Raw genomic sequence first — 20189 nt, 5'->3', positions numbered from 1 at the left:
AAAAGCGCTTTTCCCTCACACACAAAAGGCAACACCATGGATGACAACAAAAGCAAAGCACTCGCCGCCGCACTTTCCCAGATTGAAAAGCAGTTTGGCAAAGGCTCTATCATGCGTATGGGCGATGCTGATATCGGCGAAGATTTACAGGTGGTATCGACCGGCTCATTAGGCCTGGATATCGCCCTTGGCGTAGGTGGTTTGCCACGCGGGCGTATTGTCGAGATCTATGGCCCTGAGTCTTCAGGCAAAACCACGCTGACCCTGTCAGTGATCGCCGAAATGCAGAAACTGGGGGGTGTCGCCGCATTTATCGATGCCGAACATGCGCTGGACCCGCAATATGCGGCCAAACTGGGCGTGAATGTGCCTGACCTGTTGATCTCGCAGCCGGACACTGGCGAGCAGGCACTGGAGATCGCCGATATGCTGGTGCGCTCGGGTTCTGTGGATATCGTGGTGGTCGACTCGGTTGCCGCCCTGACGCCGCGGGCCGAAATCGAAGGCGAAATGGGCGATAGCCATATGGGCCTGCAGGCGCGCCTGATGTCACAAGCCTTGCGCAAGCTGACTGGTAACATCAAGCGTACCAATACGCTGGTGATCTTTATTAACCAGATCCGTATGAAGATAGGCGTGATGTTCGGCAACCCGGAAACCACTACTGGTGGTAACGCGCTTAAATTCTACGCCTCGGTGCGTCTGGATATACGCCGTACCGGCGCAATCAAAAAGGGTGATGAAGTCACAGGTTCCGAGACACGTGTCAAAGTCATCAAGAACAAAGTCGCGCCACCGTTTAAACAGGCTGAATTCGACATCATGTACGGTGAAGGTATCTCACGTCTGGGCGAAGTGATCGAGTTAGGTTCTAATGCCAAACTGGTAGAAAAAGCCGGTGCCTGGTATAGCTACAAAGGCGAGAAGATAGGCCAGGGTAAAGAAAACGCCAAGGAATTCCTGCGTGAGAACCCAGCCATCGCCGCTGAGATCGAAGCGCAGATCCGTGCCAATTCCAATATCCTGGCAGATGGCATGACCGCCGCCAGAACTGAGGATGATTAAACCACTTGCGTCAGCAGCCTGAAAAGTCACTGCGCCAGCGCGCCCTGGAGTACTTAAGCAAGCGGGAATACGCCGCAGCTGAACTGGCGCAGAAACTGAAAGGCTATGCCAGCGACAGCGACGATATAGACGCACTGATCGCAGACTTCAAAACGCGTGGCTGGTTAAGCGATGCCCGTTATACCGAGCAAATGCTGCATGCCCGCCAGGCCAAGTTCGGCGCTGCCCGGGTAGCCAATGAGCTGCGCGAGAAGGGCGTGGATGATGCGCTGGTGGCTGAGGCCGTGGCAGTCTTGCAGGTGAATGAAGCAGAACGCGCCAGTGAAGTCTGGCGCAAAAAGTTTAAAGCGTCCCCGACCACGCGTGAAGACTGGGCAAAACAGGCCAGATTTTTGCAGAGCCGGGGCTTTACGTTTGATGTAATTAAAAAAATTTTGAATAGACACGCAGAAGATGACAGCGCAGAAGACCACAGTTAGTTACGGCAGTAACCCCAGCAGCAAACAGATCCGCCAGGCATTCCTGGATTTTTTTGCTTCTAAAGGCCATCAGGTCGTGGCTTCCAGCTCGCTGGTGCCGCATGGCGACCCGACCCTGCTGTTCACCAATGCCGGCATGAACCAGTTCAAGGACGTGTTTCTCGGCTTTGATAAACGCGCCTACACGCGTGCGACTTCTTCGCAAAAATGTGTGCGCGCCGGCGGCAAGCACAATGACCTGGAAAATGTAGGTTATACCGCGCGCCACCATACCTTTTTTGAGATGCTGGGTAATTTCAGTTTTGGCGATTACTTCAAGCGCGACGCGATCACTTTCGCCTGGGAGCTGCTGACACAAGTGTATGCCTTGCCCAAAGAGCGCCTGATGGTCACTGTCTACGCCGAGGATGACGAAGCGTATGACATCTGGCACCAGGAGATAGGCGTGCCTGCCGACAAAATCGTGCGCATAGGCGATAACAAGGGTGCTCGGTATGCCTCTGATAACTTCTGGATGATGGGCGACACCGGCCCCTGCGGCCCCTGTACCGAGATCTTCTACGATCACGGTGCACATATTCCTGGCGGCCCGCCTGGCAGCCCGGATGAAGATGGCGATCGCTTTATCGAGATCTGGAACAACGTGTTCATGCAGTTCAACCGCGATGAAGCGGGTGTCATGCATCCGCTGCCTAAACCTTCTGTCGATACAGGCATGGGGCTGGAGCGTATTTCTGCAGTATTGCAAGGCGTACATGCCAACTACGAGATCGATCTGTTCCAGGCATTGATCAAAGCCGCGGCGCGCGAAACCAATACAGCAGATCTGGATAGTCCGTCACTTAAAGTGCTGGCCGACCATATCCGCGCCTGTTCTTTCCTGATCGCCGATGGCGTGATCGCCGGTAACGAAGGCCGTGGCTATGTGCTGCGCCGCATCATACGCCGCGCGATACGCCATGGCTACAAGCTGGGCTCCAGAGCTGCCTTCTTCCACAAACTGGTGGCAGACCTGGTGCTGGAGATGGGCGAAGCTTATCCTGAATTGGTCAGCAACCAGGCACGCATAGTCGAAGTGCTCAAGCAGGAAGAAGACCGTTTCTTCGAAACGATAGAAAACGGCATGCAGATACTGGAAACCGAACTGGCGGCCAAGCCTGCCATTTTCAATGGTGATCTGGCCTTTAAACTGCACGATACATTTGGCTTTCCTCTCGATCTGACAGCTGATATTTGCCGCGAGCGTGGCGTGACCGTCGATACCGCTGGTTTTGACGCAGCCATGGCGCGCCAGAAAGAGCAGGCACGGGCGGCTGGTAAATTCAAGATGGCGCAAAACCTGGAATATGAAGGCCAGGCTACCAGTTTTCATGGCTATGAAAAACTTGAAACCCCGGCCAGGGTATTGGCCCTATACAAAGACGCTAGCCCGGTCAAATCATTGAATGAAGGTGACATCGGCGTGGTGGTGCTGGATGACACACCTTTCTATGCCGAATCTGGTGGCCAGATCGGTGACAGCGGTGAACTCAAATCTGCCCATGGTATTTTTGCCGTGGAAGATACCCAGAAGATCCAGGCCGCAGTGTTTGGCCACCATGGTGTGCTGAAAACCGGCACTTTGTCTGTGGGCGATGCCTTGACTGCCAAGGTAGATCTGCCCGCGCGCCACGCCACCATGCGTAACCACTCTGCCACCCATTTGATGCATAAAGCCTTGCGTGAAGTGCTGGGTGAACATGTGCAGCAAAAAGGCAGCCTGGTTGATACTGAAAAAACCCGCTTTGACTTTGTACACAATGCCCCGGTCACCGATGCACAGATCGCAACAGTCGAGGCCATCGTCAATGCCGAAGTGCTCGCAAATACCGACACGCTGGCCAAGCTGATGGATATAGAGGCTGCGCAACAAACCGGCGCCATGATGCTGTTTGGCGAGAAGTATGGTGATGAGGTGCGCGTGCTGGATATCGGTAGCTCCAGAGAATTATGTGGTGGCACCCATGTCAGCCGTACAGGTGATATCGGCCTGTTCAAGATCACTGCCGAAAGTGGTGTGGCTGCCGGTGTGCGCCGTATCGAGGCGACCACTGGTGTAGGCGCACTCAAGCTGGTGCAGGCGCAGCAGGCCTTGATCAACCGCGTGGCTGGCGAATTGAAAGCGCCGGCGCAGGAGCTCCCGGCAAAGATCACCCAGGTGCTGGATAACGTCAGGGCTTTAGAAAAAGAACTGGCAAGATTAAAGTCTAAACTCGCCAGCGCACAAGGCGATGACTTGCTTGGTCAGGCGCAGGACATCCAGGGTATCAAAGTGCTGGCAGCCAATCTGGAAGGCGCAGATGCCAATACCTTGCGCGAAACCATGGATAAGCTCAAAGACAAACTGAAATCAGCCGCGATCGTGCTGGCCAGTGTGTCTGATGGCAAAGTGAGCCTGGCGGCCGGGGTCACGGCAGACCTGGTCGGCAAGCTCAAGGCAGGCGAGCTGGTCAACCATGTGGCAGGCCAGGTCGGTGGCAAGGGTGGTGGCAAGCCGGATATGGCCATGGCCGGCGGCACGGATGCCAGCCAGTTGCCACAGGCGCTGGCCAGTGTGCCTGAGTGGGTAAAGCAAAAATTAAATTAATTTATAGTTAGCATTTATTTGATAGTTAGAGCGAAATAATGGCATTAATCGTACAAAAATATGGTGGAACCTCAGTCGCAAACCCTGAGCGTATCCGCAATGTGGCAAGGCGCGTTGCGCGCTATAAAGCCATGGGCCACCAGGTGGTCGTGGTGGTGTCGGCCATGTCCGGCGAAACCAATCGCCTGATAGCACTGGCCAAAGAAATCATGCCGGACCCGGACCCGCGCGAGCTGGATGTGATGCTGTCTACTGGTGAGCAGGTCACCATAGGCATGACGGCGCTGGCTTTGTCTGAGCTGGGCATCAAAGCCAAAAGCTTTACCGGCGCCCAGGTGAGGATACTGACCGATGATGCGCATACCAAGGCACGTATCCTGGATATAGACCAGCACAACCTGAAAAAAGACCTGGATGAAGGTTATGTCTGTGTGGTGGCTGGCTTTCAGGGGGTGGATGCCAATGGCAATATCACGACCCTGGGTCGTGGCGGCTCTGATACCACCGGCGTCGCCCTGGCTGCGGCCCTGGGTGCTGACGAATGCCAGATCTACACCGATGTCGATGGCGTTTACACCACAGACCCGCGCGTGGTGCCTGAAGCGCGCCGCCTCGAAAAGATCACCTTTGAAGAAATGCTGGAGCTGGCTTCGCAAGGCTCCAAAGTATTGCAGATCCGCTCAGTGGAATTTGCCGGTAAATATAAAGTGAAACTACGTGTGCTCTCCAGCTTTGAAGAAGAAGGCGATGGCACACTGATTACGTTTGAAGAAAATGAGGGAAACATGGAAGATCCAATCATCTCCGGTATCGCGTTCAACCGCGATGAGGCAAAAGTGACTGTGGCAGGTGTGCCAGATAAACCAGGCATCGCTTATCAGATCCTGGGCCCGGTGGCTGATGCCAATATCGATGTCGACATGATCATCCAGAACGTAGGCGCAGACGGCACCACCGACTTTACCTTCACCGTGCACAAGAATGAAATGAACAAGGCGCTGAGTATTTTGCGCGATAAAGTGCAGGGGCATATCCAGGCGCGTGAGATCAGCGGTGACGACAAGATCGCCAAAGTTTCCGTGGTCGGTGTCGGCATGCGTTCACACGTCGGTATTGCCAGCCAGATGTTCCGTACCCTGGCAGAAGAGGGCATCAATATCCAGATGATCTCCACCAGCGAGATCAAGATCGCGGTCGTGATCGAAGAAAAATATATGGAATTGGCAGTGCGTGTATTGCACAAAGCTTTTGCTTTGGATGATGCCTGAGCTGACTAAAAACATTCTTTAATTTTGCGTTGATTTACTAAGGGTTTTCAAGTACTATGGCGCCCTTCGATGCAGTAGCAATGCTGTGTCTGAGTAGTAATGTAGTACTCGTTTAAAACGGTGAGCTGGCCGAGTGGTCGAAGGCACTTCCCTGCTAAGGAAGCATATGGGCTTAAATCTGTATCGAGGGTTCGAATCCCTCGCTCACCGCCAAAAATCTTAAACCTGTGTTATAATACTGCTCTTGTTACAACAGCGTTGTAACACCTTGGCGCCCGTAGCTCAGTTGGATAGAGTATTTGGCTACGAACCAAAGGGTCGGGCGTTCGAATCGCTCCGGGCGCGCCAAAAATAAAAGCCTTGTTTCTCACGAAACAAGGCTTTTTTCTTTGTGATCTACCCCTCAGGTTCGCCCCCAGCAGAAACGCATCCTCTTCCGGGAGCAGGGGCGTTGTTCTGCAACACGCCGATGTTCAAAAAACGGATGCCATACCGCGCGTTATTTTGTAAAACAATTAAAAACCCCAGGCATAGGCTGGCGCGTATCGCCGCTAGTCGCATCCCGGCATAGCGAGAGTTATGTCAGATATGGTATCCTCTAGCTTTGTTTTTTCATTGGTGTTTTAGTGTCTCTTAATGCTTGTTTGGCGCGGATTGCAGACGATATGCAGCAGGTGGATGTCGTCGTTCGCCAGTCTTTGTCATCCCAAGTCCCGCTGATTAACCAGATCTCAGAATACATCATCCATAGTGGCGGTAAACGCCTGCGTCCGGCATTGGTGTTGATGTCTGGCGATCTGGCTGGTGGTGTCACGCCAGCACATCATCAGCTCGCAGTCATTATCGAGTTTATTCATACCGCAACCTTGTTACATGATGATGTGGTGGATGCCTCTGACCTGCGTCGTGGCAAATCTACCGCTAATCATGTGTATGGCAACCCTGCCAGTGTACTGGTCGGTGATTTTCTGTATTCGCGCGCTTTCCAGATGATGGTCAGGCTGCAGAATATGCGTGTGATGGAGATCCTGGCAGACGCTACCAATATCATTTCTGAAGGTGAAGTGCTGCAACTGCTCAATGTGCGCAATATCGGCGTCAGTGAGCAGGATTACCTGCAGGTCATCCATTTTAAAACGGCTAAACTGTTTGAGGCGGCCACCCGCCTGGGTGCAGTGCAATGCCAGGCAACGCCAGCCCGTGAAGAGGCGCTGGCGACTTATGGCATGCATCTGGGCACCGCTTTCCAGTTGATTGATGATGTGCTGGATCTGAGTGGTGACAGTGACAAGATAGGTAAGACGCTGGGCAATGACCTGGCAGAAGGTAAAGTGACTTTACCTATGCTGTATGCGATCCAGCAGGCACCCACGGCGCAGGCTGACCTGGTCAAACAGGCATTGCTGGAAGGGCAGGTGGCGCAGTTAGAGCAGGTGCTGGAGATCCTGCATGCGGTCAAAGCGTTTGATTATGTGCGATCGGTTGCCCAGAAAGAGGCTTTGCTAGCCTGTCAGGCGCTGGATATTTTTGAACCAGGCCCGGCCAAGCAGGCTTTGCTTGATCTGGCACAGTTTTCGGTCAGTCGCCAGCAGTAAAGCTGCAGCATGCATTTTTGCAAAGCATGCTGCGCGGCTTAGCTTTAAAGATAGTCTAGTTAAAAATCAACTAGTTAAGCGCGATCGGTTCACCACTGACGTGGTAATAACTCAATCTTGCGCATTCATTGGTTGCGTTAGTCAAGGCGCCATCAAACAGCGATTCCCCATCCACATCGACCACCGCATAGCCATTGTGGTAAAGCGTCACCTCCGCCTGCCATTCATGCGCCTGCAATGTATGATCTGAGCGGCTGGCGATGGTAGGCAAGCCATGTTTGTGCGCGGCGCGCATGGCAAAACTGACGCAATTTTCCTCTTCCTCTTCACTGTAGACTTCCCAGTGTGATTGTCCGGTCAGGTTTGCCAGCCATCCTGGCAGGTCGACTTCTACGCGGCAGATCACCGGTTCATCCCAGGCCGGGTGTTCTACCTGACCCAGCTCGACTTCGGCCAGCTCGACTTCGCTAGGGGGCGTGAATTTGATTTGATCAGACATAGGCAACTTCCTTCACTAGTAAGATTCAGATGCGAAGCCACTAAACTGCAGTGTGATTCTCATCTTACACATAAATGGTGACATTAAATCTGTTTTCAAGCCTGTCATTCCTGCTTTGCAACAGGCTTTGCCCGGTATGCGCGGTTTTTAATCTTGCTTACTTGTATTAACGATGAGATGATGCAGCAACCTTAATAGTGTTATCGGTATCATGACAGAATTCCTTGAACCTGTTTTAAGTTTATTAAAAACTGAACCACATTTTCTGCAAGGCGTATGCCTGGTCCTGGGCCTGCTGGTAGGCAGTTTTCTCAACGTAGTGATACACCGCCTGCCCAAAATGATGGAACGTGAATGGCATGCCAATTGCCTGGATCTACAGGGCCAGGATGTGCCGGAACAACCTAAATATAACCTGGTGGTTCCGCGTTCCTCCTGTCCTCACTGTGGCCATATGATAGGTGCGCTGGAAAATATCCCTGTCATCAGCTACCTGTTTTTGCGTGGCCGATGCAAAGCCTGCAAAGCAGCTATTTCCATCCGTTATCCGCTGGTAGAAGCACTGACCGGCGCATTGTCACTGGCGGTGGCTGTGCAATATGGCTATAGCCAGTTGACTTTGTTCGCGCTGATATTCGTCATCGCATTGGTGGCGTTGACCTTTATTGATTTTGATACCCAGTTATTGCCGGATGATATTACCTTGCCATTACTATGGCTGGGTTTGCTGATCAACCTGAATAGCGGTTTCACTGATATCACTTCTGCGGTAGTGGGCGCCATGGCTGGCTATCTGGTGTTATGGGCTGTCTACTGGCTGTTCAAACTGGTCACCGGCAAAGAGGGTATGGGTTACGGCGATTTTAAACTGCTGGCCGCGATCGGTGCCTGGTTCGGCTGGCAAATGCTGCCAGCGGTGATATTGCTCAGTTCGGTGGTAGGCAGCGTGATAGGCATAGGCTTGATCCTGTTCAAAGGCAAGACCCGCCAGACCGCCATCCCGTTTGGCCCGTTTCTGGCGCTGGGTGGTATCGCTGCTTTGTTTTACGGGCAAACCCTGGCCGCTTTTTACCTGATGCCTTGAGTGGTGCCTGATGACTAAATTGGTAGCCGTCACCGGCGGCATAGGCAGTGGCAAGAGCGAGGTGTGCAAAACTTTTGCCGGGCTTGGCGTGCCCGTGGTAGACCTGGATGACATCGCCCATGCCATGAGTGCGCCCGATAGTGTGGCCATGCAGACCGTGCGACAGACCTTTGGTGACGGCATGTTTGCGGAGAACGGCCAGTTAGATCGCGCCAGGTTGCGAGAACTAGTGTTTGCAGACCCGGATGCGCTGGATAAGCTGAACCAGATCATGCATCCGGCCATACGTGCAGAGGCGGTACGCCAGATCGCACAACATGCCGCGTATGATTATGTGATCCTGGCTATCCCTTTACTGGTAGAGAGCCGTGATGACTGGGCCATGATAGACCATGTGCTGGTGGTGGATTGCAGTGAGGAGACCCAACTGGCGCGCGTGATGCAGCGCAGCGCCTTATCGGAAGCGATGGCACTCGCTATTATTGCCGCGCAAAGTAGCCGTGAGGATCGGCTGGCGATCGCGGATACTGTGATAGAAAACGATCAAACTTTGCCAGATTTGCACGAAAAAGTGCTTAAGTTTCATCAAATTTTCTCAAAAACTTGCCAGTGAGTAAAAAGGGTTTCATAATCAGGCTTTTATTGCATACTTTTCAAGTATCAGCTGACAGAAAAGGCTGCCGTGTCGAGCTACGAGTTTCCATTTAACGAGCGCATCAGAACATATCTCCGCCTGGAAGATCTGTTTGTAAAGATGCTGCACCACATTGAAGTAGGCCATGAGGTGAATCATCATGTGGCGCTGCTGACGCTGCTACAGATCCTGGACCTGATCGATAGGGGCGATCTGAAAGTCGATCTGTTGCAGGAACTGGACCGGCATAAAGTCCAGCTTTCATTCTTGCAGGGCAATCCGAATATCGATCAGAATGCATTGGGCGATACGCTTTCCAGTCTGGACCGTTGCGCCACTTCATTGCGCTCTGATCACCAGAAGCTTGGCCAGTCACTGCGCGATAATGACTGGTTGATGAGCGTGAAGCAACGTGCCGGCATCCCTGGTGGCGTGTGTGAATTTGATCTGCCTTCCTACCGTCACTGGCTGTATTTAACAGTAGAGCGCCGCAGAACTGACTTTAGCCAATGGCTGACGCGTTTGATGCCCATGTACGAAGCCATACGCATGATACTGCAGCTGTTACGTGGCAGCGGCCAGGTGCTGTCGCTGGTGGCACACAAAGGCGCTTACCAGCAACAATTATCCGGCCATAAACCGGCGCAATTATTGCGGATAGAGATCAGCCACGATGAGTGCTTCCCTGAGGTGAGTGCCAATAAATACGCGATCAATATCCGCTTTCAAAAACTTGATTTTGTACAAAGACCCAAAGCCTGCGAGCAGGATATCCCGTTCAAGATGATCATCTGTAACTTTACCGGCCCGGGGCACAATTAATGCAAACAACGTTAAAACCGCGCCAGGTGGCGTGTCCGGGCTGTGGCGAACTGGTAGAGTATTCCACCGCCAATGCCTACCGGCCATTCTGCAGTGAGCGTTGCAAATTGATGGACCTGGGCGACTGGGCCACCGAGAAATTCAGGATACCTGATGCAACGCCGCCAGACCTTAACGAACCCGAGTGACCAGCAACCGCCAGCTATGATAAAAGCGACAGCCGATGTTGTGGGCAAACTGCTGTTGGGCTTGCTGCTAGGCATCAACCTGGCCAGGGCCGATGTCACCATCAGCGATGCCTGGGTACGCGCTTCCAACCCCGGCCAAAGTGTAGTGGCCGCCTATCTCACCCTGAGCAGTCGTGAGAATGTGCAGCTGGTGTATGTGGAAACTGCGCGCGCCGGCAGCACTGAACTGCATAGCATGAGCATGCAGAATGGCGTGATGAAGATGCGCCATGTCGAAGCGCTGCCAATCACAGCCAATAAACCGGTGAAACTGGCGCCAGGTGGCTTGCACCTGATGCTGTTTGAACTGCCCAGCCCGTTTAAAGTGGGTGAGCAGATCCGATTCCGCCTGTGTTTTAAAGATGAATCCGGCAAGATACACGAGCAATTCGTCAGCCTGCCAGTCAAAGCGGTCAATTAGCTTTATCCCTGCGTTCCAAAGCATTTCAATCCAGCAGCCTGCAAAAAGTCAGCGCTGCGGTTAACATAACTTTTCCCTGACTCTACTCAACTTGCCCACCTGCCAGCCGTTATCAGTATGCAGACCTGGCATCTCAGGATGCACGTCTATTGATGATAGGTGATAAATTGAATAACAGGTTATAGTGCAATGACAACCAACGCATTACAGCGTATGCGTACCGGAGAACTGGCGCTCGGTATGTTTGTCGCTGAATTAGACATTCCATGGCTGGATAGTCCATTTATCTTGCAGGGTTTCCTGATAGAGAATGAAACGCAACTGAGCGAGTTGCGTACGCTATGCCGTGAAGTCATGGTAGACAGGAATATGTCTACCGGCGGACACTTTGTGCCACTAAAACGTGAAAAAACCACCGGTGTTTCGCGCACTGCCTCTGCCAGCAAGCCGGGCGAGCGCTCAGCTAGCGTCATCCACAGCCGCACTCCGGCAGCTGCCAATGGTTTTTTAAAAGTCGTACACGCCCTGCGCCAAGGCAAGCCGCCGCCCAAGGTCGATGTGCACTATGCGCAAGCGCAGTCAGCAACAGCGGCAGCGGCAGACACGCCCGTCGCAGCCAGGCCTGCTCCGGCGCAAACGCCGCAAAAACATTATCAGCAGGCCTCGGTGTCGTTCTGGAACCGTCTGTATGACTGGCTTTACGGTTTAAGCACGCCGCAGAAGAAGAATGCGGATAGCGACCTGATCAAACTGCAAAAAACTGCCGCTGCCCAGCCACAAACGGTCACGGAAAATATCCCGGTCGAGCTGGAGATCGTCGAAGTGTACCCGCAGTTTGCCAAAACAGAGGCAGATACGCGCGATGTGTTTGAAAAGATCGCTCTAGGCACCAATGTCGACCTGGTGCACGTCAGCCAGTCACTCGATAATATGCTGCAAAGCATAGAGCGCAACCCGGATGCGCTGCTTTGGCTTTCTCGCCTGCGGCAAACCGATGATTATGCCTATAACAAGGCGTTGTATGTCAGCATCAATATGATGGCTTTCGGACATTTTCTCTCGCTACCAAGAAAGCAGGTCAAAGACCTGGGCATGGCGGGTTTGTTTCAGGATCTGGGCAAGATCCAGATTCCTGCCGAGATCCTGCAGAAGCCGGGCCGGCTGGAAGAAAGCGAGTTCGTGCTGGTCATGCAGCATGTGCAGGCCAGCCTGGACACCTTGCGTTCCAATACCGATATCAGCCCCGATGTGATGCAGGTGGTGGCCGAACACCATGAACGTTTTGATGGCAGCGGCTACCCCAATCAGTTGCAGGGCGGCGCAATCTCATTGCTGGGGCAGATCGCCGGCATCATGGATACCTATTGCGCCATGACCAGCGATAAGCCCTATGCCAAAGGCATGTTCAGCCACCAGGTGCTGGAACATCTTTACACCACCAAAGACCAGAAATTCAGTGCATCATTGATAGACCAGCTGATCCAGTTTTTTGGGATTTACCCGGTCAGCTCGCTGGTAGAGCTGAATAGCGGCGAAGTCGCAGTCGTCATCCAGCAAAACCAGATAAGGCGTTTGCAACCGCGCGTGATGATCTTGCTGGATACACAGAAAATACGCATGAGATCGCCGGTCACCCTGGACCTGATCCAGGGCCCGCTGACGCCGACTGGTGATGCATACAGGATAGTGCGCGGTTTGCCCCCGGATTGTTACGGGCTGAACCCGGCGCATTATTACGATTAAGCCATGCAATATATCCCGCACAGCGAGCGCAGCGAACGGCTGGAGACTAGCAAGCCATTGCTGAAACGCTCATTCCGGCGTTACCAGCCCCTGGCCGCTGATGCCCTGGCAGCCCGCTTGTTGCAGTTCGGCTTGAAACCTGACCATGTCACCCGCAGGCCGCTGCAATTGCAGCCGGCGAAACTCACGCAGATACACTCGCATTTGATGAGTGAGCCACAGGCCGATGCCGCGCTGGTGCAGCAATACATGCACGCGCTGCAGCAACTGGGCCTGCGCCATGACTGGGATGGCTTTGCCGAGGCCATCAACGATATGGCTGTGGTCTGGGTCGATCTGTATGCAGAAGGTGTTTCTATCACTGCAGTGGATACCTTGTTAAGTGCCATCGCGGTATCGCAATGGTTATTGCCATGGGTTTCACCCACTAAAACGCGCGCGCTGCAGCATTGCATTGCGCATTTGCTGATAGAGTCAGCCGCCAGGTACGACCATACCGCCCTCGAATTCGCCAGACGCCATCATCAGCATAGTCACTTGCCTAACGGGCGCATGCTGATAGAGCAACTGCAACAGTTACTGATCTTTAGCCAGGCTGAAGCGGGTCTGCTGCTGATCAGCTTTAAGCTGAGTTCTACCATGCTCGATGGTCATAGGCATCGCATGCCAGAAGTCGCGGTTGAAATCATCAAGCGTCTGCAACAAAGCCTGCCCAAAGACCATAGCCTGTTTCATCTGGATTCCTACGAGTTTGCCGTGTTGTCGCCGCAGTTAGACCATAACGTGAAGCTGGATCTGCTCTCGGCCAAGCTGCGCCGGCCATTTGAATTCACCGTCAATGTCAATCACCAGCTGTTTTCTGTGAGCCCGGTGATAGGCGGCGTGTGCCGCGATGCGACACACAAAAAAGCCGACGATATGCTTGCGCAGGCACGCCTGGCGCTGGAACACGCGGATACTACCTATCAGGCTTTTGCCACTTATTCAGAAGCATTGAGCCTGCATGCCGATGCCAGCGCGCAACTGCGGCAGGATGTACTCGAAGCGTTCGAGAATGACCGCATGGCCTTATATTTACAGCCTATCGTGGATACCCACACCGGGCTATGCATGGGTGCCGAGGCATTGTTGCGCTGCCGCAATGCCCAGGGTGAGTTCATCCCGCCGCCTGTGGTGATAGAGGTGCTGTATCAACAAGGCCTGGGCAATATGTTTATCCGCTGGCTGATCAATACCTCATGCCGCCTGGCCAGCACCATCAAACAGAAGATACAGCGACCTATCTTTCTTTCCATCAACCTGACGGCCGACGACCTGATCAACCGCGAGCTGCCTTATTTGCTGGCTCAGGCATTAAAACTGTGGGATGTGGAAGCCAGTATTTTCACACTGGAGATCACCGAGAATGGCTTGCTGGTGGATGAAGATACCGCGGTCGAAATCATGCGCGAATTTACCAGCATGGGTTGCCGTATGGCGCTGGATGATTTTGGCACTGGTTATTCCTCCATGTCACGCCTGCGTAACCTGCCTATAGACCTGGTGAAGATAGATCAATCCTTCGTCCGCAACGTCGCGCATTCGGCACAAGACCGCGCCATCGTCCAGGGCATCATCACCATGGCACACGGTCTGGGTAAAAAAGTGGTGGCCGAAGGCGTAGAAGATGCCGATTGCCGGGCTATCATCGCGTCACTGCAATGCGAGAAGATTCAAGGATATTACTTTGCCCGGCCTTTGCCATTCGAGCAGTTCTTGGCATGGGTAGAGCAGGGGCAAACAGCCGCTGAGCAAGACCTTGCGATAAGCCAGCAGGCGACTGCATAAAACGTCGCCGCCACCCAGCGCATGCTTTAGAAGCATCAAGGCAAACAGCAAAATAACTATTCTGCTCGGCAGGCAGTCGGCCGCGTCTGCTCATGCAGCACAGCATCCGCAACTGAAATGAATCTTTCCATGCTTTAAGGCTCATATCTGTGTGATCCTGCTTATGCGTGAATCATTATCCCAATCACCTTGTTGCTGATACTAACAATAATATATGCCTGATTTCCATGCGGCCTTGTCTCTCATTCCTGCCCGTTTTTACACCAGCGCGTTGATCGTCATGGGTTTGCTGACTAGCGCCTGTTCGCCGGTGAATATACTCAATGCGGTGATCTCTGATAAGGCCTACAGGCTAAGCAGCGGCGTCGCCTATGGCGAATTACCCCGGCAGACACTGGATATCTACACGCCCAACCCTCAGTTAGCGACCAGTCTTGAGTTGCAAGACAAAACCGAAACTACCCGCCAGACCACGAACAAAGGCCTGCCGGTGGTAGTGTTTTTTTACGGAGGTAGCTGGGATTCCGGCAATCGCGGCAGCTACAAATTCATAGGCGAGGCCATGACCAGCCAGGGCTTTATCGCTGTGATACCCGATTATCGCGTTTACCCTGAAGTGCGCTTCCCTGGCTTTATGCAAGACCCGGCCAAAGCCGCCAAATGGGTCAAACTGCATGCAGCCGAATTTGGCGGCGACCCCGAGCGTGTGTTCCTGGCTGGCCATTCCGCCGGTGCGCATATCGCCGCCATGCTGGTGCTGGACCCGGAATTTCTCGCCCAACAGGCCAGCAAACCGGGAGATTTTGCCGGCATGATAGGCCTGGCCGGCCCGTATGATTTCCTGCCGCTTAAAAGTGAGCGATTGAAAACGATTTTTGGTGCGGAAGACCAGCGCGCTAAATCGCAACCCATTAATTTTGTCACCGGCCACAACCCGCCCATGCTGCTGATGGTCGGTAACAAAGATGGCACCGTCTGGCCCAGAAACACCTACAACCTGGCAGCTAAAATCAAGGCTGCAGGCGGCCCGGTTGAAGTAGCCGAGTTTGCGGATTATGGCCATATCGATATGGCGGCCAAACTGGCAAAGCCTCTGCGTGACCAACGCATGCTAGAGACGATCACAGCATTTATAAAACAGCATTAAAGCTGTGGCCGCATAGCCTAGAACGTAGCAAGATACAGGTTCTCCACCTGCTCCCTGGCCCAGGGCGTTTTGCGCAAGAACTTGAGGCTGGATTTCACCGATGGGTCATTCTTGAAACAATTAATATTGATTTTATCGCCCAGCTTTTCCCAGCCATAGTGGTCAGCGAGCCTGGTCACGACAATCTCTAGCGTCACGCCGTGTAATGGGTTATTAGGCTGTTCGGGGTTTGATGTAGTCATTTTGAAATGGGTGAATGCAATGCATGTATGTGATTAAGCCTGGCGATCTTCCTGCCAGTGAAATTTGTGCATCAGTCGATGCACAACCGGGGTTAGAACCAAGCCAACAGAGACGATAAATATTAGCCCAGCATAGAGTGCATATAGCCCGGCAAACAGCTTTCCATGATCAGTTTTCGGCGCATCCACTGGCCCCATCCCACCCATCAACATGGCGGAGTTTAAAAAGGCATCGCGCCACGCTAGGTCTTCAAAATACATATATCCTGCCATCCCTATCGCCAGCGAAAGTAGCAACAAAGCCACAGCTGCAAGCGCATGCAGTGCAACGCGCTTCACGAACAGTTTGCGTGGAATAGGCGGTTTGATTTTTTGTTCGTACATGCAAGAATTGTAGCCTAAAGCTAAGAGGCTGGCTTTAAGCAGTTGTACTTATCTGAATGCCAGCCTGACTCATCTTTCGTCGTTCACTGTCGTACGCATATCTCACCAATACATCATAAAAACTGCCTGTGAGGGCAGTAGAGTGCTGGTGAGTCCTTGAGTGATGGGAGACCTAAGGACGCAGTCAGGTATTATTCGATAACCTCAATTTGCACATCAATAACACCGTTTGAAATGCTGCTTATCTCGCTGAATGCAGACTTTGAAAGATCAATTACCCGTCCCTTTACAAATGGACCACGATCATTGATTTTGACAATCACCGTTTTAGCATTATCAACGTTAGTCACTTTAACCAGAGAACCAAATGGCAATACTTTATGAGCACCTGTTTTAAGCTCCTGTTTATATAGCTCACCACTTGCAGTCTTTTTTGACTGGTGACTGTTGGCGTAATATGACGCCTTTCCACTTTCCTTGTATCCAGCCCAGTTTTTGGCATCGGACCTTGGACTGATGGTGCCACATCCGCTAATAACAAAAGCGATACAAATTAAAAAATATCTTGTCAACTTTAACCCCTGCTTGAGTTTATGTTTTGATTACAAATGTGATGCAATGCTGGTTCAGTCTTTACGCACAATCTTAAACCACTGACGAATGCCAAGTATAAGCAAACCCAGAATAGCAGCAAATATACAAAAAAGATGCAGTGTGCCGAGCGGGATCAGCTGATAAAGCACATTCGTCTCACTGAATGGGTATAGCGGGGTAATGTCAGCGTGCATAACGCTATCGAACACGATGTGAGAGTAGCTGCCTAGGGCTGCACTTAGCCAGATAGCGCGCGAGTTTAAGCTTTGCCATTGAAATAAATTCGGTAAGCTGAAACGTGAAGCCAGCTTTAAGGCAGCCAAGAAAATAAGCACGGTCGCCAGCGCGATGATACTGGCGCCTATGTAAGTATGAAAAAACCTGTGTAGCGGATATTGCCGTGTCAGCATGTAATAAAGCGGCTCAATATCGATTAGGACATTGGCAGCGCAAAAAGCCAGAAAACTGACGTGCCTGGGTGCAACAGCATGAATCGCTGCACCAGGGCCAAAGTGAAAGGGGGTGATGGGCATGGTTAGTTTTTATGGTCTGACAGTTGAGTGGTCAGGTGACCCGCTTAATAGATGTCAGATATTCACTTTTCTGGCACTTGAATATTCTGTATGAAATTCTCTGCTTCGACATGAAGTTCAGCATACTGCTTTTCTCCACGATGTGAATAAATAATAGCAAATCCAGTTTCGCGTTGTATCGGATGTCTGCAATAGAGACCTTGTGCCTCAAGTAGCAAAGGGCCTTTTGATCCTTGTGGGGCATTGTCCTGGACTAGCGAGTGGTATCTTACACATGGATAAGCTCTCTCATTTGAATATGTAAAAGACGCTTGCTGCACGCTAAAACGAGGTAGCTCGGTATCTTTTTCTACCGATTTTTTTATCAGTATTTCGAATTCTTCAGGTGTATTAGTCGGCGAGAGCTTAAACATGTGGATTTGGGCACCAAAGCTTTCATCTGTATCCAGTCCACCTTTGGCAAACCCCATTCCAAGTCCAGAAGATTGCAAAAGATGCCAGCCATCAGAGTTTGGAGCGGTGACATTGATATAGCCGCCTTTGAAATTCTGGCCAGGGCTTACTGGCATGGCTTTGGGTGGCGGTGCGGCGCTAACGACAGTGCTTAACCCGAGCATCAAAACGTTGATGACGCGTAGGGATTTTCTTTTCATGGCGTATGCTCCGCGCTTGATTAAAAGGTCACTCAAGCGTCTTGTTTGATGATGGATCAGGGATTAACAATCACGCGTTGACCACCTTTTTCGACATATGCCTCAGCTAACGCTTTTAACCATTTATTTCTTTCCGCTTCCGGGATAGGGTTTTTTGCGGTGTATGAGATACGGTGAATACCATCGTTTCCTTTTAGCAGCCGCGCAATCTCATACTCATCGCCACCTTTGCAAGCAAGCGTCTTGCGCTCATAAGTCACTGATAAACTTTCCTCAGTAATCACCTCCCATTGCGTGTTTGGGCAATTTTTAAGCATGATAGAGCGTAGGGTTTTAGCCGTAGTGCTTGTTGATTCACGCATGCCTTGTAAAAACTGGATCGTAAAAATGCGCGACCAGTTCTCTATCGATTCGTTAGCCGGGATGTATTCAATTAATGTCACACCAGGTTTATTGACACCATAGCCTTGTTTCCATCCTGCATTTTCAGCTGGAATATACACAGTTTCCAGTGTGGTAGCGCAGCTGGATAAAAGCAAAACCAGAAAAATTAACATCAATCGCATGATTATTTTTGCCTATCGAGTTTGAATAAACGGACGCGTCTGCGAAAAAGTACTCGGCTAGTCATTGACACAAGATGAGTCCATCACGGCAAATCTCTTCACCGTCGCGGGTTGTTTTGGGGTTATTAACAGAATGTTTCGATACACACTAAACCTTTCACAATAAGTGCTAGCTTATGATTTTAACCGTGTAATTGAGCGCACCCGCTTGCATGATGGCTTAGGTCTCGCGAACCGGCTACTGTGCTTTCGTGATCTTGCCAGACATGAAGTCGTACTGTCTGGCATTGATCTCTTTGACCTTTTCAACAATCGCGTTGAGCTGATTCGCCACCTGGCATGAGGCTGCCGGTGTGGAGGGCGTATTCTGCTGATTAGCTGCAGTCACTATGCCCATAATCTCACTCGTCAGAGGGCGCTTCTCGGTTTCGAATGCCGCGAACTCAGGTGAAGCAAGCATATCGGTAAAGAACTTGGCCTGGGCTTGGCTGTTCCAGCCCAGCCTCTTTGCCGTTGTTTGCACATCCTTATCGAGTTCGGCCTCGCGCTGGCGCTGTGCTTCTTTGATTGATTTGAGCGAAGTCTCCATCTGCGCCTGCGCTTGGGCGGCTTGTTCCGGAGTAGTGCATTCAGTGTTCTGTTGGGAAAAAGCTTGCCCGCAGACGACGGTGAATAAGAGGATGGTAATGATAGCTTTCATGGTCGCGTGATCGCTTATTTAATTTTTATAAATGTTTTTAAATTTTAATGCATCCTAAAATATAAATTTAAAAGCGTCAAACAACTTGATCAAGCAGGTTGAGATCAGTTGGGATACCGCGTTGCGATTTACCAGCAGGCTCTTTGCATGGCAATACCACGCGCGCCACTGGCTAGTGCTTGTGGCAGGTGTTGAGGACGCATGCCACCCAGCCCATAGACCGGGATTTCCAATCCACTCAGCAGATCAGCAAACTTTTCCCAACCAAGGTTATTGGCGCCCGGGTGGCTAGCTGTAGGCAACACTGGCGACAGCAGGGCGAAGTCTAGTTGCAGATGCTGGGCTTGTTGCAGTTGCTCAAGATCATGGCAGGAGGCGCCAACCAGAAGATTGTCTGGTCTGGTCGTCATCGCCATCAGGCGCTGGCTGTTCAGGTGCACGCCATGGTAGCCGAGTTGCGTGGCTAGTTCCGGGCTGCCATTCAGCAGGCAGCGGCAATCGTAAGCTGCACAGAGGGATAACACTTTTGCGCTTAACTGGGCCAGCGCATGCTGGCCAAGATCGGGCTCGCGTATCTGCAGCAGTTGCAGGCCTAGCTCCAGTTGCTGCTTGAGCGCCTGCAGGAATGCGGGTTCGCCCATCTCCTGCACATTGCTGATGGCGTAGACCGGGGGTAATGACAGCGCCTGCATGATAGGGGCATTGGCAGGCAGCACCGGGCTGACATTCAACTTTTGCGGATGTTGCCAGGCAAACTGCTGGCCTTCACGTGCTTGTAATTCACCCTGCCATGCGCTGACAAAAAAGAAATGCAGCAACACGGTTTTGGCTTCGGCATCATGCGTGGCGGGGTAGTCATAACGCCGTTTGATCCAGGGTTGTATCTGCGTAGGGGTGATGCCTAATTCTTCCTGCGATTCGCGGATCAAGGCGTGTTCTGGGCTTTCGCCGGCTTCTATCTTGCCACCGGGGAACTCCCACCAGCCGGCCCAGCCTTTGCCTTGCGGGCGGCTGGCGAGCAGGTATTCACCGTTGGGTCGTATCAGGATGGCGACCGCGACCTGGACTAGTTTTGTCATG

At 52.1% G+C, this 20189-nt stretch carries 22 protein-coding genes and 2 tRNA genes; 15 read left to right on the top strand and 9 right to left on the bottom strand.

The window, feature by feature from the left end; genetic code table 11:
- Nucleotides 1-36: 36 nt before the first annotated feature.
- From recA to ACT6RZ_RS06045, 7 genes are all read left to right on the top strand, one after another.
- Complete coding sequence (gene recA, locus ACT6RZ_RS06075; protein ID WP_379056478.1) at nucleotides 37-1065, top strand: recombinase RecA; 1029 nt, start codon at nucleotides 37-39, stop codon at nucleotides 1063-1065.
- A gap of 5 nt (nucleotides 1066-1070) precedes the next feature.
- The gene (gene recX / locus ACT6RZ_RS06070) at nucleotides 1071-1544 is read left to right on the top strand and encodes a recombination regulator RecX (RefSeq protein ID WP_444701250.1); all 474 of its coding nucleotides are present in this window, start codon (nucleotides 1071-1073) and stop codon (nucleotides 1542-1544) included.
- On the top strand, nucleotides 1519-4170 hold the full coding sequence (alaS, locus tag ACT6RZ_RS06065; protein WP_444701249.1) for an alanine--tRNA ligase: 2652 nt from the start codon (nucleotides 1519-1521) through the stop codon (nucleotides 4168-4170). Before recX ends, alaS begins: the two co-directional genes overlap by 26 nt.
- Before the next feature lie 38 nt (nucleotides 4171-4208).
- On the top strand, nucleotides 4209-5438 hold the full coding sequence (locus tag ACT6RZ_RS06060; RefSeq protein ID WP_444701248.1) for an aspartate kinase: 1230 nt from the start codon (nucleotides 4209-4211) through the stop codon (nucleotides 5436-5438).
- Nucleotides 5439-5557: 119 nt separating this feature from the next.
- A tRNA-Ser gene (locus tag ACT6RZ_RS06055) sits at nucleotides 5558-5651 on the top strand.
- 58 nt (nucleotides 5652-5709) lie between these two features.
- Nucleotides 5710-5786: transfer RNA gene (locus ACT6RZ_RS06050), tRNA-Arg, on the top strand.
- Between the two features lie 317 nt (nucleotides 5787-6103).
- Nucleotides 6104-7033, top strand: a complete 930-nt coding sequence (locus ACT6RZ_RS06045) for a polyprenyl synthetase family protein (protein ID WP_444701334.1) — start codon at nucleotides 6104-6106, stop codon at nucleotides 7031-7033.
- Between the two features lie 70 nt (nucleotides 7034-7103).
- Here the strand turns inward: ACT6RZ_RS06045 and ACT6RZ_RS06040 are convergent, their stop codons facing one another.
- Nucleotides 7104-7532 carry a hypothetical protein gene (locus ACT6RZ_RS06040; RefSeq protein WP_444701247.1) on the bottom strand — a complete coding sequence of 143 codons (429 nt, stop codon included), beginning with the start codon at nucleotides 7530-7532 and terminating at the stop codon, nucleotides 7104-7106.
- 211 nt (nucleotides 7533-7743) lie between these two features.
- Between ACT6RZ_RS06040 and ACT6RZ_RS06035 the strand changes: the two genes are divergently transcribed.
- The 8 genes from ACT6RZ_RS06035 to ACT6RZ_RS06000 all read left to right on the top strand — a co-directional run bounded on the left by ACT6RZ_RS06035 (nucleotide 7744) and on the right by ACT6RZ_RS06000 (nucleotide 15437).
- Nucleotides 7744-8616: a prepilin peptidase gene (locus ACT6RZ_RS06035; protein ID WP_444701246.1), complete on the top strand. Its 873-nt coding sequence runs from the start codon at nucleotides 7744-7746 to the stop codon at nucleotides 8614-8616.
- Between the two features lie 10 nt (nucleotides 8617-8626).
- A complete protein-coding gene (gene coaE / locus ACT6RZ_RS06030; RefSeq protein ID WP_444701245.1) occupies nucleotides 8627-9229 on the top strand; it encodes a dephospho-CoA kinase in 603 nt (200 codons plus the stop codon).
- Between the two features lie 69 nt (nucleotides 9230-9298).
- Nucleotides 9299-10072: a cell division protein ZapD gene (zapD, locus tag ACT6RZ_RS06025; protein ID WP_444701244.1), complete on the top strand. Its 774-nt coding sequence runs from the start codon at nucleotides 9299-9301 to the stop codon at nucleotides 10070-10072.
- Nucleotides 10072-10260 (top strand): DNA gyrase inhibitor YacG, encoded by a 189-nt coding sequence (locus tag ACT6RZ_RS06020; RefSeq protein WP_444701243.1) that lies wholly within the window; start codon nucleotides 10072-10074, stop codon nucleotides 10258-10260. The genes zapD and ACT6RZ_RS06020 overlap by 1 nt, the downstream gene beginning before the upstream one ends.
- A gap of 16 nt (nucleotides 10261-10276) precedes the next feature.
- The gene (locus ACT6RZ_RS06015; protein WP_444701242.1) at nucleotides 10277-10720 is read left to right on the top strand and encodes a copper chaperone PCu(A)C; all 444 of its coding nucleotides are present in this window, start codon (nucleotides 10277-10279) and stop codon (nucleotides 10718-10720) included.
- Nucleotides 10721-10909: 189 nt separating this feature from the next.
- Nucleotides 10910-12463 (top strand): HD-GYP domain-containing protein, encoded by a 1554-nt coding sequence (locus tag ACT6RZ_RS06010; protein ID WP_444701241.1) that lies wholly within the window; start codon nucleotides 10910-10912, stop codon nucleotides 12461-12463.
- Between the two features lie 3 nt (nucleotides 12464-12466).
- Nucleotides 12467-14290, top strand: coding sequence for an EAL domain-containing protein (locus ACT6RZ_RS06005; RefSeq protein ID WP_444701240.1), 1824 nt, complete (start codon nucleotides 12467-12469; stop codon nucleotides 14288-14290).
- Between the two features lie 214 nt (nucleotides 14291-14504).
- Nucleotides 14505-15437, top strand: a complete 933-nt coding sequence (locus tag ACT6RZ_RS06000) for an alpha/beta hydrolase (RefSeq protein WP_444701239.1) — start codon at nucleotides 14505-14507, stop codon at nucleotides 15435-15437.
- Nucleotides 15438-15454: 17 nt separating this feature from the next.
- Here the strand turns inward: ACT6RZ_RS06000 and ACT6RZ_RS05995 are convergent, their stop codons facing one another.
- The 8 genes from ACT6RZ_RS05995 to ACT6RZ_RS05960 form a co-directional block, all read right to left on the bottom strand.
- Complete coding sequence (locus ACT6RZ_RS05995) at nucleotides 15455-15679, bottom strand: VF530 family protein (RefSeq protein ID WP_444701238.1); 225 nt, start codon at nucleotides 15677-15679, stop codon at nucleotides 15455-15457.
- 33 nt (nucleotides 15680-15712) lie between these two features.
- Nucleotides 15713-16063 carry a hypothetical protein gene (locus ACT6RZ_RS05990; protein WP_444701237.1) on the bottom strand — a complete coding sequence of 117 codons (351 nt, stop codon included), beginning with the start codon at nucleotides 16061-16063 and terminating at the stop codon, nucleotides 15713-15715.
- A gap of 191 nt (nucleotides 16064-16254) precedes the next feature.
- A complete protein-coding gene (locus ACT6RZ_RS05985; RefSeq protein ID WP_444701236.1) occupies nucleotides 16255-16635 on the bottom strand; it encodes a septal ring lytic transglycosylase RlpA family protein in 381 nt (126 codons plus the stop codon).
- 54 nt (nucleotides 16636-16689) lie between these two features.
- Complete coding sequence (locus ACT6RZ_RS05980) at nucleotides 16690-17190, bottom strand: hypothetical protein (RefSeq protein WP_444701235.1); 501 nt, start codon at nucleotides 17188-17190, stop codon at nucleotides 16690-16692.
- Between the two features lie 62 nt (nucleotides 17191-17252).
- The gene (locus tag ACT6RZ_RS05975; protein WP_444701234.1) at nucleotides 17253-17843 is read right to left on the bottom strand and encodes a hypothetical protein; all 591 of its coding nucleotides are present in this window, start codon (nucleotides 17841-17843) and stop codon (nucleotides 17253-17255) included.
- Nucleotides 17844-17899: 56 nt separating this feature from the next.
- The gene (locus tag ACT6RZ_RS05970; protein ID WP_444701233.1) at nucleotides 17900-18409 is read right to left on the bottom strand and encodes a hypothetical protein; all 510 of its coding nucleotides are present in this window, start codon (nucleotides 18407-18409) and stop codon (nucleotides 17900-17902) included.
- Between the two features lie 238 nt (nucleotides 18410-18647).
- The gene (locus ACT6RZ_RS05965; protein ID WP_444701232.1) at nucleotides 18648-19109 is read right to left on the bottom strand and encodes a hypothetical protein; all 462 of its coding nucleotides are present in this window, start codon (nucleotides 19107-19109) and stop codon (nucleotides 18648-18650) included.
- 128 nt (nucleotides 19110-19237) lie between these two features.
- Nucleotides 19238-20188, bottom strand: a complete 951-nt coding sequence (locus tag ACT6RZ_RS05960; protein ID WP_444701231.1) for a Nudix family hydrolase — start codon at nucleotides 20186-20188, stop codon at nucleotides 19238-19240.
- Between the last annotated feature and the right edge of the window lies 1 nt (nucleotide 20189).

The organism is Methylophilus sp. (assembly GCF_052437885.1).
Classification (GTDB): Bacteria; Pseudomonadota; Gammaproteobacteria; order Burkholderiales; family Methylophilaceae; genus Methylophilus.
The sequence above is the reverse complement of the archived record's forward strand: the minus strand, read 5'-3'. Positions and strand labels throughout refer to the sequence as shown.